Source organism: Billgrantia pellis (genome assembly GCF_008297955.1).
Taxonomy (GTDB): domain Bacteria; phylum Pseudomonadota; class Gammaproteobacteria; order Pseudomonadales; family Halomonadaceae; genus Halomonas; species Halomonas pellis.
In genome coordinates this window covers 714,378-738,054 of sequence record NZ_VTPY01000001.1, presented here as the reverse complement: position 1 = coordinate 738,054, position 23,677 = coordinate 714,378, and the positions used below count along the sequence as shown (strand labels likewise).

The following is a 23,677-nucleotide window of genomic DNA, read 5'->3' as shown; positions in this document are numbered from 1 at the left end:
CCGCGGGCGCCGACGCGCCCGCCTCACTCCGGCGTCAGGCGCAGGCCTGCGCCATGACCTCTTCGAGCGTCGTACAGGTACGCGCTATCTCGTCTTCGGTCAGTGTCGGGTGGCACAGGAACATCAGGCTGGTCTCGCCCAGCTCCCGGGCGATGGGCAGCGGCGTCTCGGGGCGCCAACCGGTTTCGTCGAAGGCCCTTTCGCGATAGACCTCCGAACAGGAACCCGAAAAGCACGGCACGCCGGCGGCATTGATCGCGGTCATGATCCGATCGCGATGCCAACCCGCCCGCAGGCGGTCGGGCTCGGTGAAGACGTAGCATTTATAGGCGGCATGCTCGCAGTGCTCGGGCACCCGGGGTGCGCGCAAGCCTGGGCATCGCTCCGCCGTCTGCCAGATGCGCGCCGCATTGGCCTGGCGAGCCGCCTTCCACCGCGGCAGCCTGGCTAGCTGGATCCGACCGATGGCGGCCTGTAACTCGGTCAGCCGCCAGTTGGTGCCGAAGCTCTCATGCAACCAGCGGAAGCCGGGCGGATGCTCGCGTTCATGGACCGCCTCCCAGCTCTTTCCATGGTCCTTGAAGGCCCACATGCGTCGCCATAGCTCGGCGTCGCTGGTGGTGACCATCCCACCCTCGCCGCCGGTGGTCATGATCTTGTCCTGACAGAACGACCAACAACCCACATGGCCGAGACTGCCGACGCTGCGTCCGCGGTAGCGCGCCCCATGGGCCTGGGCACAGTCTTCGATCACATAGAGGCCGTGCCGCTCGGCGAGCGCCACCAGCCCCTCCATCTCGCAGGGCCAGCCGGCCAGATGCACAGCGATGATCGCCCGGGTACGCGGCGTGATCCTCTCGGCCACGCTCCGGGCAGTGATGTTCTGCGAGTCGCGATCGACATCGGCGAACACCGGCACCGCCCCGGCCATGACGATGCTGGATGCCGAAGCGAGAAACGTGCGCGACGTGACGATCACTTCGTCGTCGGGCCGCTCACCGATGCCGAGGCCACGCAGGGCCAGCTCCAGCGCGACGGTCCCGTTGGCCACCGCGATGGCGTATTCGCTATCGGCGAAACGGGCGAACTCATGCTCGAAGTCGCGCGCCTCGCTGCCCGTCCAATAGTTCACGCGGTTGGAGAGCAATACGCGCGTCACGGCATCGGCTTCCTCACGGGTATAGTCGGGCCAAGGGGAAAAGGGTCCGTTGAGCATCACGATCTTCCTTTCGGTGACTTCAGATCCAGGTGGAGCACGTTCGAGGCACCGGGCGGGGGATCGTCCTTCCCCTCGCCGATGTCGCTTGCGCCCGGTGAAGACGGCAGCGGGCGGGCCGGTACTCCCCCCATTACCTGATCGTTCGCGATATCCGCTACCACCGCCGCCCCGGCACCGATCATCACGTTGGCTCCGATGGCAACCCCTTGGCGCACCACGGCGCCTGCGCCGATCCAGCTGAGGCGGCCCACTTCGACGTCACCGGCGATGTTGGCGCCGGGCGCCACGTGAACGCAGTCGCCCAACCGACAGTCGTGATCGACGGTCGCCGCCGAGTTGACGATGCCCCCCCGGCCCAGCTCGGCAAAGGCATTGATCACCGCCCCGGGCATGACCACGCTGCCGGCCCCGAGCCGCGCCATGGGACTGACGATGGCACGCGGATGCACCAACGAAACGATAGTGGCGCCGTGGCGCATCAGCTCCTCGAGCTTGACGTCGCGAATGGTGTTGTGCCCGATGGCGACGAACACCCCATCGTAGTCGGCCAGGTCGTGCAGCAGCATGGGCAACGTGCCCCGTATCTCCCAGCGCTCGAGGTGACGCTTTTCCGGCCAGGCATCGTCATAGAAGACCAGTTCCTGCCAGCCGGTCTGGATGGCGATATCCGCCACGACCTTGCCGTGTCCGCTGGCGCCGAGGATGGCGAGACGGTGACGATCATTCATGTTGGCCTCCGCGAAATCGGGGCATGGCGACATCTCCATCGTGAGCAATCCCCTCTCGTACCAGCACCTTGCGCACCGTCAGCAGCAGGATGCGCAGATCCAGCCACATCGAGCGGTTGTCCACGTACCACACGTCCAACTCGAACTTCTGCTCCCAGGTGAGCGCATTGCGCCCGTTGACCTGTGCCCAACCGGTGACGCCGGGACGCACCTCGTGGCGCCGCGCCTGACGTGGCGTATAGAGCGGCAGGTACTCCATCAACAGCGGGCGCGGCCCGACCAGGCTCATGTCGCCCTTGAGCACATTCCACAGCTCGGGTAGCTCATCGAGGCTGGTCGCGCGCAGCCACTTACCCAAGGGTGTCAGGCGAGCCGCATCGGGCAGCGGGTGGCCGTCGCGATCGGAGGCGTCGCGCATGGTGCGAAACTTGATCATTTCGAAAGGACGACCATGGCGCCCCGGCCGAGTCTGGCGAAACAGCACCGGAGCGCCGAGTCGCCATCTCACCAACAGCGCCACGGTCGCCATGATCGGCGCGAGCAGCATCAGCGCCGGCAGGGCGACCCCTATGTCAAACAGTCGCTTCATCGCTTCTCTTCCATGACGTCGTTCATGATGCCGGCCAGGCGACCGGCCAGGATGCGGTAATCGTAGAAAGCTTCCATATGAGCCCGCCCCGCCTGTCCCATGCGGATCCGTTCCGCCATCGGCAGGGCCACCAGCCGTTCGATCGCTTCGGCCAGGGCCTGCGGGTCTTCCGGGGGGACCGTGATGCCGGCTCCGGCGTCGGCCACGGGGTCGTTGACCGCCGCCGAGGCGATGATCACGGGCCGTGCCGCCGCCATGTAATCGAACAGCTTGTTCATGCTGATACCGAATCGATACAGCCGCGGCAGGTCGCGCACGGTGATCACGAAGGCATCGGCCTCGCGCGCCAGCGCCGGTATCTCGCGCTTGGGCACCGGTGGCTCGAAGCTCAACCAGCGCCCATCGAGTCCAAGGCGGCTGGCCTGGCGCTGAAGGTCGTACTTGGCGGGCCCGTCGCCGATCAGGCGCAGACGCAGCGGGACCGTTCCCTCCCCCCGCCGCTGCTTGACGATGGCCATCGCCTTTAACATCGTCTCGAGTCCGTTGGCCTCGCCGTGGCTGCCGAAGTACATCAGCGTCAGCGGCATCTCCGGCGGCCGCGCCGGCGGCGGTGCAGGGTCGGGGTAGTCATCGAGGTCGACACCGTTGGAGAGCCATACCACACGCTCTTCGGGGACACCGAGCGGTGCGATGTAGTCCACTGCCTGCGGCAGCAGGGTCAATACGCGGCGGGCACGGCGGTAGAGAAATTTCTCCAGGATATGGAGCATACGAGCCGTCGCGCTCCCTTCGCGCAGCCGCCCCATGTCGATCAGTGTCTGCGGCCATAGATCGCGCACCTCGAACAGGAACGGCACCCCATGGCGCCGCGCCAGCCGCCAGCCAGCCAGCGCGGCGAAGGGATGCACGCTCGAGCCGATGATGAGGTCGGGGCGCTCCAGGTCGGCCAGACGCGACGGCCGCACGGCCTGCCAGGCATACTCCAGCATGTTCTTCATGCGTCCGCCCCCGTTGCCCTGGTAGCTCGACGTGCGTAGCCACAGGAAGCGCACGTCTCCGTGGGTCTCGAGCCGGGTCTGCACTCCCGGCGCCAACCGCTGCAAGCCGCTGGGGTGATCGACGCTGGACGCGATCAGCGTGGCGCGCCAGCCATGTTCGGGCAGATGGCGGGCAAGTTGGTAGTGGCGTGCCGCCCCCGCCGCCTCGGGACTCTTGGCGTAATGGTTCAAAATCCAGACGTGTCTCATCCCGGCCTCAGTCAGCGGATAGTGCTCGATAAGTGCTCAGCAGTTTGCGTTCCTCCTGTTGCCAGTTGTAACGCTCGGTCACGGCCCGCCGACCGTTGTCGCCCATCTCGCGCGCTCGCGCTGGATTGGCCACCACGAAATCGATGGCCCGGGCGATCGCGCCGGGATCGAGCGGATCGACGCACAGACCGCAATCGCTTCCCTCGACGATGTCACGCCACAACGGGAAGTCCGAGGCGATGACCGGCAGCCCGGCACTCATGTACTCGAACATCTTCACCGGCAAGGCATCGAGGTAGTTGATGATCGGATGCAGCGTCACCAGGCCGGCTATCGAGCTGGCCATGACCCGGCGCACGCCGTCGCGGTCGAGATAGCCATGCGCCTCGACCCGCTCCCAGCCGGCATAGGTCATCACTTCCTGCTCCAGGGCGAGTGTCTTGAAATCTCCGGCGAGCTGGAGCCGGCAGCCGTGCTCGACCTTCTCCATGGCCCGCACGAGTTCGCGGATGCCGCGAACCTCGGCGATCCCACCCACGTAGCAGACGGCAGGCGGTTCACCCACAGCGGCAGTCAGGCGGGCATCCGGCGCACCATCCAGTTCGCCGAGCATCGGAAAGTTGTTGACGTCCACGACATTCGAGTGGAATTCGGCAAAGCGGTCGCGGATATAGGGCGTCGCGGCCACCACCGCGTCGAAGTGCCGGCTGATTCGACGCTGGTAGAAGTCGACGCCTCGCGACAGCACCTGCCGGGCGGCACTGCCGAGATAATGCTTGGCCAGCATCTGCCGCGGCAGGTCCTCATGAGCGTCGTAGATCACTCGCTTGCCCAGTCGCTTGAGGCGGCGCCCCGCCGGCATCAGCTCGGGATCGTGCAAGTGGTAAAGGTCGGCGTCGATCCGCCGGGCGCGCTCGAAGACTCGCCGCGTGGTCTTCATCACTCGATTCACGCGTCCGGGCAACCGTCCGACGTCGACGATGCTCACTCCGTCCCGCTCCTCGTTGCCCTCGCCGTCGGCGACGATCAGTGTCACTGAATGGCCATCGGCGGCCAATGAGCGGCACTGCTTGTGATAGATACGCGTGTCATAGCGTGGATGGGCGGAAGTCAGATGTGCCACTCTCATTATCGTTGCGTCCTTGTAAGTCTCTTGCAGCGCCATGCTGCTCCTGGTCGTCATGCCAAGTCGCGGCGGAATCGTCTTGAAGCGCTGTCTCCTCGTTCCGTTCACGACGCGTCGCGACCAGGGCATTGGCGAATGCGCCCCAACCGAGCGCCGGCAACGGCCAGAACACGGGCTTGGCCAGCACGATCAGGAGCAGGGAGACGAAATTGGTGGCGAAGGCAAACACCCACCAGGCGCCGTGATCGCCGACCACGACCATACGGTAGGCGGAGCCGAGAAAGGCGCTCGCGGTCAGACCGACATAGAGCAGGAAGCCCAGCAGCCCGTAATTGACCCACGCCGACAGCATGCTGTGGGCATAGCCGCCGGTGACACCCGATGAGCTGATATGACCGCCGAACCGGCCAAGCAACGGACTGCTGACGATCTGTTCCACGGCACGCTGACCGAGGTTCTGGCGCGCCAGCCAGGAGCTGGTCCCCGATAGGTCCAGAATCTGCAATTGGCGGCTTCCGGCCAGCGACTCGAATTGACTGACGACGAGGACGATCAGTGCCGCCGCAACCGCCAGCAACGTCAGCATGTACTTCACGCGCATCCCCGCCCACAGCATGAGCAGCACCGCCGACAGGGCGAGAAAGGCGTAGAGTTCCGAGCGTGCGCCGAGCACGAACATGACGAAGGCACCGGTCACGATCAGACCGGCCCTCACGTTGGCTCGCTGACTGATCGCGATCAGGTAGACCAACAGCACCAGGGCACTGCGGGCATAGCCTTGATAGGTGGAGACGTTCTCACCCTCCTCGGCCTCGATCATATGACGGGCGAAGAACATCCATTGACCGGTGGTTGCCACATGGAAAACCAGATAAGCGGCGATCAGCACGAAAGCGATCCAAAAGGCCCGTGCCAACCGCGGCGAATCAAGCGGTAGGCGATAGCCCATCATGAACAGCACCAGCCATAGCACCAGCGTCTCGATGGTCTGGATCAGCGCCGCCTGCATGACCCGCCCCCCCTGCAGACCGTAGTTGACCAGTCCCCAGGCCAGCACGTAGGCGAAGAAGGCCAAGGCCATCAACGCAAACCCCCGGGTCGACACCAGCATGCCGTGAAGCTGCGATGGCAGCAGAGCGGAGTAGACGATGAACAGCATCACCGACACCACACCGAATAGACCGCCCAGCAGCGCCGGCATCACCCCCATCGCCACCAGGGTGTGATAGACGATGAAGCCGGGGAACAACACGAAGAACCCGATGGCGGAAGCGCGTGCCGTCAAGGCGTCGCCGGACAGGACCATGCGGTTTCCTCCCCCCGCTCAATCGGCCAGCACACGTTCATATAGGTCGCGCTGGGCCGATGTGGTCAGCTCCGAGTTATGCCAGAGCAGGGTGAAAGTACCGCCCATGGCGCGACAGCGGGATTTCAGCAGGCTGAACCGCTCGAAGGCCGACTCCCCCGTGCCGAGCCCCAGGTAGAGCGGCGAAATGACCGAGGCTTCCATGGCGATCAGCGGCCGGATACGCAACGCAAGCGGCTCGCCCTTGACCGGGTCGAACGCCGGATAATCGAAGCAGGTTCCGCAACGGAAGCCCGGCGATTCGGCGTAGCCCAGGGTGGTGTCGTAATCGAGACCGGCCTGGGCGTAGCCCTGCAGCGTCAGCGGCATCTGCCAGCGCAGGTAGTGCATGCGCGCGCCCCACTGCGGCTGCTCGATTCCCTCCTCGGCACAGACCCGACGCAGGCGATTCGCCTCGTTGGCCAGCTCCTTGGGGTTGCGGAAGGTGTGATAACTGGGGTGCAAGCCGATTTCGTGTCCGCGCTCATGGATACAACGCATGAGGTGCCGTATCGCCGGGTGCTCGGGCTCGTAGTCGGCATCCTTGCGCGGGTCGGTGCGGCCGCAAATGAAGTAGAAGGCACTGGTCAGGCCATGGCGTTCGGAGACATCCAGCAACCAGTCGAAGGTATTGAGCGGATCGAGCGGATGCAGACGGCGACGCGTGCGCAGCCGGATCCAGGGACCCATTACCAGGGCCTGTGGCCGGCTATTGCGCAGGATGTCCCCGAACATCGCTCGCGCCAGGCGCACGTCTCGAGCAAAGCCGTAGCGGCTGGGACGGTCGACATCATGCGACGGACGCAGGCGAAAACGATGCTGGAGCAGGTTCGCCTGTGGCCATTGGCAACGGATGATCTGGCCGAGTACCGCGAGCCATTCGTCGACGACGGGACGATCCAAGTAACCGTGCCGCCCGGCATGGGAGGCGCTGGCAGGAAAGCGACAGTGCCGGTCGAGCGTCTGGGCATCGACCTCCTCGAGGCGTGACAGCATCCAGTAGGTAAGACCGAGGATGTCGTAGTGAACCGCCAGGCCGCCCGGCACCGGTTCCACCAGCGGTTGCGGCAGGCTGGCGGCACCCGGCGCCGGCAGCGGCATGTCCAGCGGAGCACTGAAGCCCTCCGCGGCCACATCCCACTGACTGCAAGGCAGTTCCACCCCGGTCAGGTAGAAGCCCGGCTGAAGCCGGTCGAACAACAGGTGTCCCGGCGCTCCCGCATGACGCAGAAGAATCCGCTCGGAGCCGTCACGCTCCAGCCACAGCGGCAGACCGAAGCGTTCCTGCAGGACCCTCTCCAGCCAGGTCAGCGCCGGCTCCCCGGTCTCGGTGGGTGCCGCCGCGGCCGACAGGTTTCCCGGTAGCGGGGTTGCGTCTAGCGAAGCGTCCCGCCCCGCCTGGGAATGCCGATCGTGCAGTGCAGTCATGTCATTCACTTGGATTCCCTCTTCATCAATGTGCGGGCCGTGACGTAAGCCTCACGCGCCAGCTGACGAATACCGCGCTGGCTGATCGAGTAATGGCAAACCAGCCGCCCGCCCCATGCCTCCTTCATTTCCGCCACCGGCGCGATGTTGGCGCCGATGAAATCGAAAACGCTGCACCCCTGCTTCTCGAAGAAATTCAGCGCCTCTTCGGCGACCAGGTTGTTGACGCCATCCTTCATGGCTTCCGTCTTCATGCCCGCGGACCAGGCCAGGGCATGACCGCCCGGCGCGAAGAGACAGACCCTTGACCCCGTTGCCTCGCCCTGCGCGTTACGCGCCAGGAAACAGACGAAGTGCCGAGGTCCCATCAGATCGGCCAGTCTCGCGAGTTCCGCGGCATCGAGGCGATAGTCGAAGCCCTTGCGCGTCTCGGGACCCGCCAGGCAATCGGCCACGGCGTCGTAGTCCTCGGTCACCTCGCAGCGATAGCCGAGCCGGCGACACTTGCGCGCCTTCTTGCGCGCATTGGGGTCGATGCAGTCGTCACGATTGGCGATATCCAGGTGGTAGGTGAAGCGAGGCCGAGCCGTCATGTTGGCCCACTCAAACGGACGGATATCATCCGCCACCGACGAGAGGCTGAGACTGCCGCCGAACTCGCACTCCTGCAGGTACTCGGCCAGTCGGGTCAATGCCAGGCGCTTGCGACGATTGCGCGCGGCGGGTCGCTCGCTGGTGCAGCCGAAATCGAGGGGTAGATGCGGATTGCGCGGTGGCGTCACCAGTCGCCCCTGACGGTTGCGATAGAGCACCGTCTCCAGTCGCCAGCCGTCGCCCTTCTCCGGGGAGAAGGTCAGCGGCTCGGCCTCGAGCCCCCAACGCTGTTCGTTGAAGCGAATCCACCCGGGATGGAACAGCGGGTCGGTTCTCTTGAGCATGTCTTCCATTCAACGTCCTTCCTGGAACCAGCGAATGAGATACAAGCGTTCGGCCCGCATGGCGGCGTCGTGATAACGGTCGACCGGCACGAACCCCAGCTTTTTCGCCGACACGAGCGAGGGAGCGTTGTCCGCCGAAATGCGTGATGAGACGCCCTTGAGCCCATGACGAGCGAAGTGCTCGATCGCCACCTTCCTGAGCTCCGTTGCCACGCCCTTGCCGGTCATATCCCGTCTCACCCCGATATACCCTTCATGTACGGTATGCTCGGCGCGATCCCGGGCATTCACGTAGAACATGTCGATTCCGATTATTTGCGTGGCACCGGACTCTTCGATTACCGCCACCAACACCAGCTTGTCGCCCGCAAGTCGGTAGAGAAACCTCTGTGGCCAAGCCAGGCGCCTGCCGTCATGAAGCGCGGTATAAAATGCCATGGCTTGATCGTATTCATGTTTCTGCAAGCCGCGGTACACGACCGCTCCCGCCTGGACGGGTTCACGCCTCGCCAAGTGGTGAGCCAGTATCAGGCTATGGCGTATCACATGAAGCCCAGCGACGAGTGCTCTCGCTTGCTTGATAAATCGTTTCATGTCTCAAGACCTCAAGCCGCTTGGCTGCCGAGGAAGGACCGCCTCATGACGAATGCGCCACCACACCCAGCCTGCCGATAAAGGCACCATGCCGGTGATAAACCAGACCAGGGATAGGCTTTCGCGGAGGTACAGCATGATCAACGGCAGGGAAAGAAGCGTGAACATGGCCAAGTTCACCAACTCGAAACGCACGCTGCGAACGAACGAAACGTCGACCTTGGCGAAAAACCAAGCCTGCTGAAGCATATAAACGACAGCACTGACCGCGGCGAACGCGAGAATCGCCGTATCCGCCTCGGCGCCTGCAGCAAAGAGTCCAAACAACACACCGAAACGCGCCACGAGCATCAGCAGTTGGGCCACCATGGCATCGCGCTGAAGCTCGAGAACGCTCGCCAGCATGGACAATGGCGACCATTGAAACTGGATATAGAGCCAAGGCAGCATCCACTGGGCATAGGAGCCCGCCTTTCGCCATTCTTCGCCAAAAATCGTCGCGAAGAATTCGGGGCCGATGACCATGAGGCAAACCAGGGAAGGAATACCCAGGATAGCGAGCTTTCTGTGCAACGACTCAACGAGCGCAGGTAGCTCGTTCCTGCGTCTGGCTTCCGGCGCGTGCGACAGGAAGACATTGCCCACAGCCTGCCCTATCAGGCTGACCGGCATCGTCAGGATCCGCAGCGTCAAGCCGTACAGCCCAGCGACCGTGGCTCCGTAGAGGGCAACGAAGACGATCGGCGCCAGCTGGAGGCTGCCGGTATTGAACAGACCGGTCCAGGTCGAGTAGATCGGAAAGTTCTTGAAGCGTCGCGCCTGACGAACCATGCCCACCACGGAACAGCGTCGAAACTCGGGACGAGACAGTGCGGAGACCGCTAACCCGGTGGCGCCGACGCCCTGGCCGGCCGCCTGCCCGCCCAACAAACCGACCGGCCCCAGCGGTGAGGCGCCAATCTGCAAGCCTAGTGTACCCAACGCCTGCCAGATCCTCGTGCGGGCCACCTGGTCAAAACGCTTGACTCTTACCGCCCACTTGTTGAAGACCTGATAGATGCCGATGAACAGAATGCCGAAGGGCACCAGCCAAAGGTGTGGCACCAGTTCCGGGATCCCGAGCACCACCGCGATCGTCTCGGACCAGAGCAGGACGCCGAGCGCCGCGAGGCTCGCCATTACAACGACACAGAACAGCCCAAGCAGCACCAGGTTGGCCGCATCCTGGTCATCCTCGGGTAACGGAATCGCCAGCTCGTAGCGCCCGGCAGCCAACACAGTGAAAAGCGCCAGGAAGGCGGTGAAGACGGCCAGCATGCCGAAGTTCTCGGGGGTATAGAGGCGAGTCAGTAGCGGTGCCGCAAGGACCGTCAGCAACTGAGCACTCGCCGTCCCCCCCACCAGAACGCTCACCCCTCGGGCGAAACCCTGGGTGGGCAGCAGACGCCGGGCCGGAACCACAAGGCGATTCAACACGTAACGTCTCTCCCCGACCGTCCGTTTCAGACCGCGGCTTCCCGGAGCGCCGAGACGATCCGGTCCTGATCCTCGGCCGACAGGTAGGGATGCATCGGCAGGCTGATCACTCGGCGCGATGCGGCATTGCCCACCGGCAAGTCGACGCACGGGTCGGCAACCGCCGGCTGCTTGTTGAGCGGAATCGGGTAGTGCACCGCGGTCGGAATGCCGGCTTCGGCCAGCTTCGCGATCACCACCTCACGATCGTCGACCTCCACCGTGTATTGCGCATAGGCACTGGTATTGTGCGGCTCCACATGAGGCGTCTCGAAGCCATGCGCTCGCAGCAGTCGTCCATAGCGCTCGGCCACCTTCTCGCGCAGTACCAATTCCTTGTCGAGGATGTCGAGTTTGGGCAGCAGAATGGCCGCCTGCAGCGTATCCAGCCGGCTGTTGACACCGACCCGGACGTGGTAGTAGCGCCGCCCCTGGCCGTGGCGTGCGATCTGGCGAAGCACGTTGGCCAGCTCGTCGTCGTCGGTGAACAGCGCTCCGCCGTCGCCGTAGCCTCCCAGCGGCTTGCTGGGAAAGAACGAGGTGGTCGCGATGGTCGTCAGGCCGCAGGAGCGGCGGCCGCGATAAGTGGCACCGAAACTCTGGGCGGCATCCTCGATGACCGGAATGCCGTGGCGCGTGGCAATCTCATTGATGGCGTCCATGTCGGCGCACTGACCGTAGAGCGACACGGGGATGATGGCTCGGGTGCGCGGCGTGATCGCGGACTCCAGTTTCTGCGGGTCGAGCAGGTAGGTGCGCGGATCGATGTCGACGTAGACCGGCCGCGCGCCGAGCAGCGCCACGGTCTCGGCGGTAGCGATGTAGGTGAATCCCGGTGTGATCACTTCGTCGCCGGGCGCGATACCCAGCGCCATCTGGGCGATCTGCAAGGCATCGGTGCCGTTGGCGCAGGTGATGCAGTGACGTACCCCGACGTAGTCGGCCAGACGCGCCTCGAGCTCGTCCACTTCGGGCCCCAGTATGTACTTGCCGTGCTCGAGTACGTTGCGGATGCCGACGTTGATTCGCTCACGGATCCGCTCCTGCTGAGCCTTGAGGTCGATGAAATCCATGCGCTGGGTGTCCTTGGCAGCGAGATTGGGTGCCTCTTGCGCGGGGTGACAGACGAGCCGGTTACCCTCGAGCCGGTAGCGATCGCCGGTTTGCGCGCAGATCGCCTCCCCCTTACCCTCCACCGGCAGGTCGAGGCGCTCACCGTGCCGACTCATCCAGCCGTGCTGACGGGCCGGCACGCCAAGCATCAGCGCATGATCGGGTACATCGCGGTTGATCACGGCGCCGGCCCCGACGAAGGCATAGCGACCGATGGTCACGCCGCAGACGATGGTGCAGTTGGCGCCGAGAGTGGCGCCCTCACGCACCAGGGTGTCGCGGTACTCGTCCTTGCGCTCGACCAGCGAACGTGGGTTGTAGACGTTGGTGAAGACCATGCTCGGGCCGCAGAACACCCCCGCCTCGAGGGTGACGTTGTCGTACACCGACACGTTGTTCTGCACCTTGCAGTGGTCGCCGATCACGACCCGGTTGCCAACGAAGACATTCTGCCCGAGCGAGACGCCGCGACCGATGCGTGCCCCACCGCAGACGTGGACGAAGTGCCACACGCGCGACGACTCGCCGATCTCGGCCCCCTCGTCGACGATGGCGCTGGGATGGATCCGTACCCCGGGGTAGCGGGTATCAGCGGGTTGATTGTCCATGCCGTTTCCTCACATCGCATGCTTCTTGAGGCAGGGATGCGCTTCGTTGCGGGCCGGCATCTCCGGAGAGGCATTGCGAATCGTATCGACCGTCTCGATGCAGTGGCGAGCACTCTCGATGCCGTAGCCACGGCCGGCAAGGATCTCCTGGTAGGAGACGGTGTGCAGATCGGTGAAGCCGCCCGAGAACTCGATCTCGCGGCCCTCGCAGAGAATCGAGCGATAGGTGGTCTGCTGCCCCTGGACGCTGCTGGGCAGATCGTCGCTGTCGATCGACAGGAACCAGCGTACCCGGGCCTTGCGATACTCGAGGTAGCCCGCCGCCCGGTAGTCGTCAGCGTAGTGGACGACGTTGCGCTCGAGGTTGCCGAACACGAAGTGCAGCATGTCGAAGAAGTGCACACCGATGTTGGTCGCCACGCCGAACGACTTGCGCGGATCACCCTTCCAGCTTTCCTGGTACCACTTGCCGCGCGAAGTGATGTAGGTGAGCTCGACGTCGTACTTGTCGTCGCGCGGCAGGGTGGCCACACGCTCCTTGAGCTCGACGATCGCTGGATGATGACGCAACTGGAGAATGTTGTAGACGCGGCGACCGGTTTCCCGCTCGACCCGTTCCAGCTCATCGAGCAGTGCCGGGGTGGGCACCAGCGGCTTCTCGCAGATCACGTTGCAGCCCAAGCGCAGCCCCGCTGCGATATGCGCATGGTGAAGGTGGTTGGGCGAACATACCGAGACGTAGTCGAGCGCGGTATAAGGGTCGCGCTTACGCTGCCAGGCGCTTTCCAGGAAGCGTTCGAAATCGGTGTAGAACTCACTCTCCGGCGAGATCGAGTCGATGATGCCCACCGAGTCGTTGATATCGTAGGCCATCGCCAGATGATTGCCGGTCTCCTTGATGGCCTTCATGTGACGGGGAGCGATGTAGCCGGCAGCACCGATCAGGGCGAAGTATTTCATGGCGTCATTCCGTCCGGTTGGCTGTTGGGTCATGCCTTGATCACTCGCTCATCGCTCTCGCCGCGGTAGATGCCACGGGTATCGACGATCAAGCGGGCGTGGGCACGGATCATGTCGTAATCGAAGCGGTCGTGATCGGTCGCCAGGATCACGGCGTCGTACTCGGCCAGCGTGGCAGGCGTCAGCGGTACGCTCTCGAGATCGAAGTGATGCTCCCGCATGGTCGGGAAGACCGGCACATACGGGTCGCTGTAGGCCACCTCGCCCCCGCGATCGCGCACCCGCTCCATGATGTGGACCGAGGGCGACTCTCGCATGTCGTCGACGTTCTTCTTGTAGGCGATGCCGAGCACCAGTATCCGGCTACCTTTCAGGGGGCGCCCCTGCTGGTTGAGGCCTTCGATCAGCTTGCCAACGACATACTCGGGCATTGCCTGGTTGATCTCACCGGAAAGTTCGATGAAGCGGGTGTGCAGTCCGTATTCGCGCGCCTTCCAGGTGAGATAGAACGGATCGATCGGAATGCAATGTCCGCCCAGTCCCGGCCCGGGATAATACGGCGTGAACCCGAAAGGCTTGGTGGCGGCGGCATCGACCACCTCGAAGATATCGATCCCCATGCGGTCGGCGACGATCTTCATCTCGTTGACCAGACCGATGTTCACCGCACGATGGATGTTTTCGAGCAGTTTGGTCATCTCCGCGGCACGGGTCGAGCTCAGCGGCACCACCTGGTCGATGGCCGGGCGATAGAGCGCCACGCCAACCTCGCGGCAGGCCGGGGTATGCCCTCCCACCACCTTGGGAATGGAGTGAGTCTCGAAGTTCGGATTGCCCGGGTCCTCGCGCTCCGGCGAGTAAATCAGGAATAGCTGCTCGCCAACCTTGAGCCCACCCTCTTCGACCCGCGGCAGCAACTCTTCTTCGGTGGTGCCCGGATAGGTCGTGCTCTCCAGCGAGATCACCTGGCCTTCGCGCAGATGCGCCTTGAGCGCGTCCACGGTCCCGATGACGAAGCTGATGTCGGGCTCACGATACTTGTTGAGCGGGGTCGGCACGCACAAGATCACGGCATCGACTTCTGCCACGCGCGAAAAGTCGCTGGTGGCCTCGAAGCCGGTATCGAGAGCGCGAGCAATTCTCTCGGCGGAGATGTGGTCGATATAGCTGCGGCCAGCGTTGAGCTTGTCGACTTTCGCATCATCGATGTCGATACCCAGCACGCGGTAGCCAACCTCGCTATAACGCAGCATCAGGGGCAGCCCCACATAGCCGAGCCCAACGATCCCGATCACGGCATCCTTGCGCTCGAGCCGGCCAATCAGACGATCTTTGATAGTGGTCATAACGCTTCCATGGTTTACGTTTGGTTGTGATCGACGTGTCGCCATGCCGAGCGCAGCGATGCGGACAGCCGGCTCCACGTCAGGGAACGGCCTGCCGAGGCAGGCACGGACAAGGCCCGCGCGCTTGGGTAGCGCTCAGGTCTGGGTCGTCTTGTAGGCATAGTGGTAATAGCCGTAGCCGTAGCTGGTGGCGGCCTTGCGCTCGATGGCGTTGAGAATCCCGCCCTTGACCTGGAGGCCGCTGCCCTCGAGGCGGCGGATGGCGACATCGACCTCGCGTGGCGGATTGAGGCCGAAGCGGGCCACCATCAGCGTGGTGCCGCAGTGATGGCCGATGATGGCGGCGTCGGTCACGGCGAGGACCGGCGGCGTATCGACGACGACCAGGTCGAAGCGTTCGCTCAACGCCTCGAGCAGACGGGCAAAACGCTCGCCCATCAGCAGCTCGGCGGGGTTGGGCGGCGCCTTGCCGCGCGCCACGTAGCTCAACCCACTGATGGGCGACTGACGGATGACCTCGTCGAGCTCGGCCTTGTCGGCCAGCACTTCCGACAATCCGCCCTTGCTGTCGGCATTGAATGCGGTATGCACATGGCCCTTGCGCATGTCGGCATCGAGGATCACCACGCGTTGTCCGCCTTGGGCAATGACCGCCCCAAGATTGACGCTGATAAAACTCTTGCCGATGTTCGGACTCGGGCCGGTGATCATCAGCCGGTTGTCGCTGGCTTCGAGCATGGCGAAGTGCAGCGAGGTCCGCAGGCCGCGCAGCGCCTCGATCGCAGTGTCATCAGGCGCATTCTGCGCCAGGACCCCACAGGCCACTTCGCGTCCATGGCGACGGTTGCGTCGCTTCACCCGGCGTACCAGCTTCTGCTGATCGTCGGAAAGCGGCACGGTGGCGTATACCGGTAGCCCGAGATCCTCAATCTGCTCGGCGCTCTCCACCCCGCGGTTGAGAATGCTACGCACGATCACGAAGGCCACGGCGAGGAAGGCACCCACCAGGGTCAACATGGCCACCGTGACGGGCTTGCGCGGCTCCACCGGCCCCGGCTGGGCCACCGCATCGTCGAGGATGCGCACGTTACCGACGGTACTGGCCTTGGTGATGCTCATCTCCTGGATTTTGTTGAGCAGCTGCACGTAGACCTGCTGGGTCACTTCCACATCGCGCGACATGCGCAGGACCTGCTGCTGGGTCTCGGGCAAGGACTGAATGCGTTCATTGAGCCGTTCGCGGTCCCGCTCGAGACTGTGGCGCTTTTCCATCAGGGCGGCATAGAGCGGATGCGAGGGGTTGTAGCGACGCGTCAGTTCGGCCTGCTCCATTTCCAGTTCGCTGAGGCGAGCGTCGATCTCCACCACACTCTCGAGCACCGAGCGCGTCTCGAGCGATAGATCGACGCTCTCGTGCTGCATGCGAAAGGTGTTCAATGCATTCTCGGCGTCAGCCAGATCGCTGCGTACCTGGGGCACCTGCGACTCGAGGAATTCGAGGCTCTGTTCCGCCTCGGCACTTTGACGTTCGACGTTCTGGGTCAGGTATATCTGGGTGATAGCGTTCAAAGTGCGCGCTGCGCGCCGAGGGTCCTCATCCAACAGGGTCATGATGAACACGCCGCTGTCGCGCCCGCGCTGGCCGACACTGAAGCGTGAGCGCAGGTGATTGATCGCCGCCAGGCGGGTTTGCCGTACCACGGTGAACTCGGCCCCTTCGCCCGCCTCGAGCTCGACCACACGCAGATCGATCCGCCCTTCATCGAACTGCTCCGTCACGCCTACCTGGCCTTCTCCCAACAGCGTGTCGTCGTGGTAGAGCCGATAACTTCCCGCTGCCCCGGTCACCAGTCGCAGCGCACGCCCCAGCCATACCGGGTCGACGTGCAGCTCGCCGATGTTGAGGTATTCCCCGGCCCACACGCTGCGTTGAGCGAAACCGGGTCGCTCCATGCCGCGTCGCACCAGAAAGTCGCCAATGAGCGCAAGACGGGTCGGTGTTACGACGATGTCCAGACGCTCCTGATCGACGGCTTGGCCGAGCACCATGCGGGAACGCAGAATCTCCAGCTCGGCGTCGGTCTTTGGCTCTTCACTGAGAAGAGAGCGCACCTCGGCCAGCGGATTGTTCAGCCCAGTCTTGCCTTCCACCTGGACCAGCGCATCGGCACGGTAGATTGGCGTGGCCAGCTGCACGTGTATCACCGCGGCCAGGGCGAATACGGCCGTGACAAGGAGAATCAACCACTTGTTATCCAGCAGGACGCCGAACAGCCTTCCCAGATCGATATCGTCATGGCTTGGGCTTGGGCGTGAGCTCGGCTTGATCTCTTTCACCATCGGTAAGCATCCTGGCGCAAAGGGTGGGGTCGCTCGCGTCAGCGTCTTGCGCTTCCGAGGCGGGCCTGCCAGAGGCGAGCCGCCTCGCTCAACTGACGATGCACGCGCACGAAAACCTCTTCGTTCCTGCGATAGGGATCGGGTATGTCCGCCCCCTGCTCCTGGCCATTCATCAACCAACGCCCGAAACGCATGGCCTTGCCCGTGGCGAAGGGGAAGCGCTCGGCGATGGCGAGGCGTTGACCTTCACTCATGACGAGCAGCAGATCAGCCTCCCTGACCATGTCCGCGTCGATCTGACGAGCACGATGGCCGGACAGATCTAGCCCCTCTGCTTCGGCCAGGCGCGCGGCCGTTGGCTCCACGGTGTGCCCGATCAGGGCGCCCAGCCCGGCCGATGCGATGCGATGCCCGGGAAGCGCCTGCCGCAGCAGCGCCTCGCCGATGGGACTACGACAGATGTTGCCGGTGCACACCACCAGGATTCGGTGGAACATCATTCCCCCCTGAGATCTTCCAGCTCACGCCCGGTGCGTGTGGTTTGGTAGACGCTGCTGACAGTTGGCAGCAGCTGACGCACGACGCGGTTCCAGCGCCCCAGAGGCGTCGTGGTGACGTAAACCACATCGGTCGGCTGCAGTGGGAACTCCGCACCGAGCATCAGCGCCGCGGCATTGCGGGCATCGAGCTGATAGACCGTGGCCAGCTTGTCGCTGCCCTCCGGTGCCCGCCGCAGGACGAAGATGCCCGAGGCATCGGCGTTGCTCTCGTTGATTCCGCCGGCCTCCGAGAGCGCATCGGTGAGCGTCAGGCGACTCGACCCCATCGGCAGGCTTCGAGGTTCGCGCACCTCCCCCATCACGTAGACCTTCTGATTGCTGTTGTCGGGAACATGCAGCACATCGCCATCGCGCAGCAGGCGGTTCTGATCGAGCCTCCCCCGGTTGAGCATGTCGTGCAGTGACAACCGGGTCTCCTCACCGTCACGAGTCAGGATGATGTCGTGCCAGTTGGCGTTGTCGGCCAAGCCGCCCGAGAGGTTGATCGCATCGAGGACGGTCAAGGGCACGTTCCGAATGGGCAACGGACCGGGTTCCGCGACCGCGCCGGTAATGTTGACCTTCTGCGAGTTGTACTGCGCGACATGAACCTCGACTTGGGGCATGGCGACATAGGGCTCGAGGCCGCGAGCGATGATGTCCCGCACCTGTCGCACCGTGCGCCCCGCCACATCGATGCGTCCGACGAACGGGTAGAAAATGGTCCCATCGCTATGGACGGTGTTGCCCGACTCCGCGGCACTGCGCTCGCCTCCGGCGGGAATCGTCAACTCGGGATGGCCATAGACGATGATACCGAGCACGTCCCCCCTGCCGATGCGGTACTCGTAGTGGCCGATGTCATCGCGCAGCGTCTCGTCAACCGTGGCGATAGCTTCGGGGCCCAGGGCCTCCTGGCGCTGGGCACGCACCAACCCAAACGTGATGGGCTCGATGTCGACCAAGTCATCGATCGGCGCCGAGTCCGTCTGATACTCGATATGCCCGCCAGGGGCGAAAGCGCACCCACCCATGGTGGTGAGGCCCAGCATTAATAGGGCGCGTGCCCATCGAGGCCGCATGAAATACTCGTTCATCGTTTCTTCAACTCATGTTCATTATCCACATGGAATGCCCTGCCTCTTTATTAATCTTTAAATGTCGTTGTATTACGCCAGTATTACGCCCTACTGTCGCCAATAACCAGCCTCTATGTCGCCAACTAGTGACACAGCGTGAAACCTGTTTTTAACAAACTCACGTACCCGGTTTCGAAGACTGACTCCATTAACAGACTCCCTAGTAGGCAAACGGCGACATAACCCCCCTTCCACTGTCGCTACTTTTCTACACGCGCCCACCACTACCACCAATCCAAATTATTCTTTATTTCGAAACGCCTGGCGGACAAAGAACTCTTAATCGCCGGACACGCTACCGCCCCGGGGTTCACCGACCATCCCCGAAGCCAAGAAAAATATTTTTTTACAAAGACATACGCACACCCGACCGGAATCGTGCGGCGATGTTGGACTTAGAGGAAGAGACGAGGCGGGCTTTTTCTCTCCGTGAAAAGCGCCGATGACTGCCTGCTAGAATAATGACTTTCGTATGATTGTCACCCCCCTGGATTTAACTAAACACATTTTTTTACATTTCAGTACATCCAGACAAACTCACATAACTTCAGTTTCTTTTATATACTCACCAAATGATGTATCAAGCTCAACGTCTGAAGAGAAAAATATCCATGACATCATATGTCACGGATAATTCCCATTGGCCTGATAATTTGGCCTGCCACGGCAGGTTGGCCGGGAGTCTATCCGTCGCAGTTTACGGAATGCACTACCGGCCACTCGCACCGCCGGGATAACCGGCGCAACACAGGAGAAAGTGAAAATGATCGACGACAGAAAGTTTCGACGACGCGTGGCCGCCCTGACGGGCGTGGCGTTGCTGGGTCTGTCGGGATTGACGCTGGCCCAGCAGGCCGCCCCCACTCAGGGCAGCCAAGGAACCCCTGGCAACTCCGCCAACACGCCGGCACCTGGTGCCGTCGAGGGCGGCGGGCTGACCGCCGGCCGCGGCGCAGCCGGTGAGGCACCGAGCCATTCCGGCCAGGCCCTGGCCGGAGCGGTGAATCGCGGAGCCGCCGGCATCGGCGTGGCGGTCGGAGCAACCGGTACCGGAACGGGTACAGGAACCGGTACCGGCACCGGGACACGCTGATGAATCACCACAGACGGTGCAGCGAGCCGCGTGTGCCGATCCAGGGCCGCCGCAAGGCGGCCCTGCTTCGCCGCCTTCTGCTGGCGGCCGGCATGACGACCGCTCTGACCGCCTGCGCTCAGGGAGGAAGGTTGACGCCGCTAGGCGCCACGCTTCTGGGAGGTGGGCCCGGCGTCGATTTCGCCCAGCAGGCCGAGGCACTGCCCTACGCCTCTCTCGTCGTGGAGAGCGAGGGCAATCAGGCGTTGATGATCATGGCACACCGCACGGGAGAGCGAGGCCGCGACACCTATTGGCAGGCCGGGGACTACACCACGCTGCATCTGCGCGACGGTCTTCCTTCCAGCACCGCCGGCTTCGAAGAGGTGCTGTTGGGCCGTTGGACCCGCCGCCATGAGAGGGAGTCTCGATACCGGGTGCACGCACACTGGCGAGACGCCGACGGACAGGAACGACAGGACATCGCGACCGCGACGCTCTCCTGCGAAGAGGCTCGCCCCGTCGCCCTGCCATTGATCGAACGCACCCTGCAGCGATGTATCGAGCGGCTCGATTGGCAGGAGAGCGATACGCACAGCCGCGGGACGTTCTGGCGGGAGCCGGGCAACTGGCGGATCTGGGGGGGTGACATGGCGCTCTGGCCAGGTGGCCACCGCCTGCGGTGGCAGGTGGCAAGACCCTGGTGGAGCGATGCCGAGGAACCAGGACACGTCGAGGAACGATAGTGCTTCGATGCGCCAGCCCCCTGACATAGAGAACGAGAATGACTCACCGTCACCATCCTTTCGCCTGCGCCCGCCGGTGGCATGGCTTGGGCGCTCTTCTGCTGATCGTAGGTCTGCCCGTGCCGACGTTCGCCGACGACGTCAGGCTATCCGATTTCTGGCTCGAGCAACCGGCGCTGGCCGAAGCCCCCGCTTACAGCTACTACCTGCTGGAGCGCGAGCGCCTACCACAGCAACGACAAGGCATCCGTCTGCAAGAGGAGCTCGCCACTCTCATCAATTGGAATACCCTCGTCGGGCACACCGCCATGGCCAATGGCCTGACGCAATGGCAACACACCGTCGCCCAGCAACGCGAGCAAACCGGCAGAACACAAGCCAGGGCCGATCTAGCCGCCCTGCTCGCCGCGCCACGCCACGACCCGCCGCTGACCTCGCTGGCCGCCATCGGTCACTGTGCCGTACCCGATTGGGTGGAGCTGTGGCACTTCGGCGGCGTGACCCGGCATCGCTGGTCGCCGAACCTCACCCTGCAGAAGCTGCTCCGACAGCGGCCGCGCTCGGAATGGACCGAAGCCGAGTACGCCTGGCTGATCACGCCACAAGGCGCCCCCCGACGCGTCGGCATCGCGGCCTGGAACGCCGGCGACTCGCCCTTGGTGGCCGGTAGCCGCATCGTCCTGGCCCTGCCCGGTGCGGTACAGGAAGTGGACTGGATCAACCGTTCGCTGCCCAACTTCCTCGCCACCCGACTCCCCGGCGACGCCTGCAGCGCTTTGGCTGTTCCGGAGCGGGTAGCGCCCTCGGCGAACGAGCAGGAACCCTCAGCGCCGTCGAAAGAGCCCGCTGCGAACGGGGAGATGGGGTCATGACCCGCCCAAGACCGCCTCACCTGGTCCCACTGGCACTGGCCATCACGCTGGCCTTGCCATATGCCGTCCTTGGCGATTCGAATCACACCCGGCTCGGCCAAGGCCAGGGAGACTTCGGTGGCGTGGGCCTGATGCAGACACCCTCCGCCCGCATGACACCACTCGGCAGCTTTGCCTTTTCCATGTCGCGCACCGAACCCTATCGCCGCTACAGCGTGTTCTTCCAGCCCACCGAATGGCTGGAAACCGGCTTCCGCTACGTCGAAGTGGAGAATCGTCGTTATCTGGCCGCCACCGGCGATCGCAACAACCTCGACAAGGGCATCGACATCAAACTACGCCTGCGCGAGGAGAGTCGCCATTGGCCGCAAATTGCCGTGGGCGCTCGCGACATCGGCGGCACCGGACTGTTCGCCGGTGAATACCTGGTCGCCAACAAGCGTTGGCATGACGTCGACGTCACGCTGGGTATCGGCTGGGGCTACCTTGGCAATCAGGAGGACTTCACCAACCCGCTGGCCCGCCTGAACGAGCGCTTCCAGGATCGCTCCGGCTTCAGCTCGGGAGGCGACGGCGGCAGCGTCAATCTGGGCAGCCTGTTCAGCGGGCGCAGCGCCCTCTTCGGCGGCATCGAGTACCAGACACCCTGGGAGCCCCTTGTCCTGCAGGTGGAACTGGAGGGCAACGACTACCAGCACGAGCCGCAACGCAACCATCAGGAGCAATCGTCGCGCCTCAACTACGGCGCCCGCCTGCGCCTGACCGACAATATCGAGTTGAGAGCCGGCTGGCAGCGTGGCAATACCGCCATGCTGGGTATCAGTCTGTCGACCAATCTGGCCACGCTCTCCCAGGCCAAGCGCGACCCGTCACCCGTCGCGCTGGAACCCGCTCCGGCCAACCATAGCGCCGATTGGCCGGCACTCCAGCGAGCGCTGGACGAGAATGCCGGCATTGCCGTCTACCGGCTCCGCCAGAACGGTACGAACGTGACCGTCGAGGGCGAGCCCAACCGCTATCGCGCCCTGGCGGAGAGCGAACAACGCGCCGGACGCCTGCTGCACAACCATCTGGGCAGCGAGGTGAAGACCTTCCGCTTCCGCTGGCACGAACGCGGCATGGCGCTCCGCGAGAGTGTTCACGATCGCGCCGCCATGGTCGCCGCGGCGACGTCCAGCGCCGACTTCACGCAGCACCATCACGGCATCTACGCTCATGGTGCGCTGCGCCCGGCGGAGGGCAAAGTCCTCCACGAGACCACGCCCCGCGGCCTGACCTACAGCCTGCAACCACAGCTGGAGCAAAACTTCGGCGGTCCGGACGGCTACCTCTACCGGCTCTCCGCCAGCCTCGACGGCGAATACCGACTCGGCGCCAACGATTGGTTGACGGCGACCCTGAGCTATACCCTCGACGACAATCTCGACAAATATCGCTATATCGGCCCGTCGGACCTGCCGCGAGTGCGCACGCACATCGGCGATTACCTGGCCGAGACGGATATCGGGATCAGCACGCTGCAATACACGCATACGTCACGTCTGGGCAACGATTGGTATGCCATGGGTTATGGCGGGTTGCTCGAGACGATGTTCGCCGGCGCCGGCGGTGAATTGCTCTACCGTCCTTTCAACAGCGACGTTGCGCTGGGACTCGACATCAATTGGGTCAGGCAGCGCGAATTCGATCAGCGCTTCGACCTGCGCGACTATAGCACCTGGACCGGGCACGTGACCGGTTACTGGCAAACCGACTACGAGGACGTCCTGGCCAAGGTCAGCGTGGGTCGCTACCTGGCCGGCGACCTGGGCCTGACCTTCGATGTGTCGCGCGAGTTCGACTCCGGCATCCGCCTTGGCGGCTGGGCCACCTTCACCGATGCCGGCGACGCCTTCGGCGAAGGCAGCTTCGACAAGGGCATCTATCTCTCGCTGCCCCTGGATGCCTTCTTCGTGCACTCCACTCGCCAGCGTGCGCAGGTCGCCTGGAGTCCGCTCACCCGGGACGGCGGCGCGCGTCTGGCGCGCCGTGCGACCCTTTACGACCTGACCGAAGAGCGCAGCATGGGCCGTTATTGGGAAGACCACGCCAATACGATGCGCTGAATGAGGCAGGCGGATGAGACAATGTTCGCCTCATCCGCTTGCCTGCCGGCCCGTAGCCCCGAAGATGGCGAAAGGAAAAGACCGCCGCATGAGGTGTGCCGACGATAG

Annotated in this window: 19 protein-coding genes and 2 pseudogenes; 4 read left to right on the top strand and 17 right to left on the bottom strand. The window is 63.8% G+C overall.

The genetic code is table 11. The annotated features are described in order from the left end of the window. Window positions 1-34 precede the first annotated feature (34 nt). The 17 genes and pseudogenes from F0A17_RS03370 to F0A17_RS03295 all read right to left on the bottom strand — a co-directional run bounded on the left by F0A17_RS03370 (window position 35) and on the right by F0A17_RS03295 (window position 18,717). Window positions 35-1,216 (bottom strand): DegT/DnrJ/EryC1/StrS family aminotransferase, encoded by a 1,182-nt coding sequence (locus tag F0A17_RS03370; RefSeq protein WP_149326901.1) that lies wholly within the window; start codon window positions 1,214-1,216, stop codon window positions 35-37. After that, the gene (locus tag F0A17_RS03365) at window positions 1,216-1,947 is read right to left on the bottom strand and encodes an acetyltransferase (RefSeq protein WP_149326900.1); all 732 of its coding nucleotides are present in this window, start codon (window positions 1,945-1,947) and stop codon (window positions 1,216-1,218) included. Before F0A17_RS03365 ends, F0A17_RS03370 begins: the two co-directional genes overlap by 1 nt. Beyond that, window positions 1,940-2,536, bottom strand: a complete 597-nt coding sequence (locus tag F0A17_RS03360) for a sugar transferase (protein WP_149326899.1) — start codon at window positions 2,534-2,536, stop codon at window positions 1,940-1,942. Before F0A17_RS03360 ends, F0A17_RS03365 begins: the two co-directional genes overlap by 8 nt. Continuing rightward, window positions 2,533-3,783, bottom strand: coding sequence for a glycosyltransferase family 4 protein (locus tag F0A17_RS03355; protein WP_149326898.1), 1,251 nt, complete (start codon window positions 3,781-3,783; stop codon window positions 2,533-2,535). The genes F0A17_RS03360 and F0A17_RS03355 overlap by 4 nt, the downstream gene beginning before the upstream one ends. 7 nt (window positions 3,784-3,790) lie before the next feature. Beyond that, entirely contained in the window at window positions 3,791-4,912 is a 1,122-nt protein-coding gene (locus F0A17_RS03350) for a glycosyltransferase family 4 protein (RefSeq protein ID WP_149326897.1), read from the bottom strand. Beyond that, a complete protein-coding gene (locus tag F0A17_RS03345) occupies window positions 4,872-6,215 on the bottom strand; it encodes a hypothetical protein (protein ID WP_149326896.1) in 1,344 nt (447 codons plus the stop codon). The genes F0A17_RS03350 and F0A17_RS03345 overlap by 41 nt, the downstream gene beginning before the upstream one ends. An 18-nt stretch (window positions 6,216-6,233) precedes the next feature. Beyond that, window positions 6,234-7,682 (bottom strand): polysaccharide deacetylase family protein, encoded by a 1,449-nt coding sequence (locus F0A17_RS03340; RefSeq protein ID WP_228716791.1) that lies wholly within the window; start codon window positions 7,680-7,682, stop codon window positions 6,234-6,236. A gap of 5 nt (window positions 7,683-7,687) precedes the next feature. Next, window positions 7,688-8,629 (bottom strand): GNAT family N-acetyltransferase, encoded by a 942-nt coding sequence (locus F0A17_RS03335; RefSeq protein WP_228716790.1) that lies wholly within the window; start codon window positions 8,627-8,629, stop codon window positions 7,688-7,690. Further along, on the bottom strand, window positions 8,630-9,058 hold the full coding sequence (locus tag F0A17_RS03330) for a GNAT family N-acetyltransferase (protein ID WP_187774603.1): 429 nt from the start codon (window positions 9,056-9,058) through the stop codon (window positions 8,630-8,632). 159 nt (window positions 9,059-9,217) lie between these two features. Continuing rightward, the gene (locus tag F0A17_RS03325) at window positions 9,218-10,627 is read right to left on the bottom strand and encodes a lipopolysaccharide biosynthesis protein (protein ID WP_228716797.1); all 1,410 of its coding nucleotides are present in this window, start codon (window positions 10,625-10,627) and stop codon (window positions 9,218-9,220) included. A gap of 89 nt (window positions 10,628-10,716) precedes the next feature. Then, window positions 10,717-11,754, bottom strand: a pseudogene (locus F0A17_RS20550) (DegT/DnrJ/EryC1/StrS family aminotransferase); the annotation flags it as partial. Window positions 11,755-11,856: 102 nt separating this feature from the next. Next, window positions 11,857-12,450 (bottom strand): annotated as a pseudogene (locus F0A17_RS20545) (acyltransferase); the annotation flags it as partial. Between the two features lie 9 nt (window positions 12,451-12,459). Further along, a complete protein-coding gene (locus F0A17_RS03315; RefSeq protein ID WP_149326891.1) occupies window positions 12,460-13,410 on the bottom strand; it encodes a Gfo/Idh/MocA family oxidoreductase in 951 nt (316 codons plus the stop codon). Between the two features lie 29 nt (window positions 13,411-13,439). After that, complete coding sequence (locus F0A17_RS03310; protein WP_149326890.1) at window positions 13,440-14,756, bottom strand: nucleotide sugar dehydrogenase; 1,317 nt, start codon at window positions 14,754-14,756, stop codon at window positions 13,440-13,442. Between the two features lie 135 nt (window positions 14,757-14,891). Then, the gene (locus F0A17_RS03305; protein WP_149326889.1) at window positions 14,892-17,096 is read right to left on the bottom strand and encodes a polysaccharide biosynthesis tyrosine autokinase; all 2,205 of its coding nucleotides are present in this window, start codon (window positions 17,094-17,096) and stop codon (window positions 14,892-14,894) included. A gap of 38 nt (window positions 17,097-17,134) precedes the next feature. Beyond that, complete coding sequence (locus tag F0A17_RS03300; RefSeq protein ID WP_149326888.1) at window positions 17,135-17,593, bottom strand: low molecular weight protein-tyrosine-phosphatase; 459 nt, start codon at window positions 17,591-17,593, stop codon at window positions 17,135-17,137. Beyond that, window positions 17,593-18,717, bottom strand: coding sequence for a polysaccharide export protein (locus tag F0A17_RS03295; protein WP_223111492.1), 1,125 nt, complete (start codon window positions 18,715-18,717; stop codon window positions 17,593-17,595). The genes F0A17_RS03300 and F0A17_RS03295 overlap by 1 nt, the downstream gene beginning before the upstream one ends. An 820-nt stretch (window positions 18,718-19,537) precedes the next feature. Between F0A17_RS03295 and F0A17_RS03290 the strand changes: the two genes are divergently transcribed. From F0A17_RS03290 to F0A17_RS03275, 4 genes are read left to right on the top strand one after another with little or no spacing between them, the layout of a single operon-like run. Next, window positions 19,538-19,867: a hypothetical protein gene (locus F0A17_RS03290; RefSeq protein WP_149326886.1), complete on the top strand. Its 330-nt coding sequence runs from the start codon at window positions 19,538-19,540 to the stop codon at window positions 19,865-19,867. Beyond that, the gene (locus F0A17_RS03285; RefSeq protein WP_149326885.1) at window positions 19,867-20,592 is read left to right on the top strand and encodes a YjbF family lipoprotein; all 726 of its coding nucleotides are present in this window, start codon (window positions 19,867-19,869) and stop codon (window positions 20,590-20,592) included. The genes F0A17_RS03290 and F0A17_RS03285 overlap by 1 nt, the downstream gene beginning before the upstream one ends. A gap of 38 nt (window positions 20,593-20,630) precedes the next feature. Further along, complete coding sequence (locus F0A17_RS03280) at window positions 20,631-21,464, top strand: capsule biosynthesis GfcC family protein (RefSeq protein WP_149326884.1); 834 nt, start codon at window positions 20,631-20,633, stop codon at window positions 21,462-21,464. Continuing rightward, entirely contained in the window at window positions 21,461-23,569 is a 2,109-nt protein-coding gene (locus F0A17_RS03275; protein WP_149326883.1) for a YjbH domain-containing protein, read from the top strand. The genes F0A17_RS03280 and F0A17_RS03275 overlap by 4 nt, the downstream gene beginning before the upstream one ends. The last annotated feature ends 108 nt before the right edge of the window (window positions 23,570-23,677 follow it).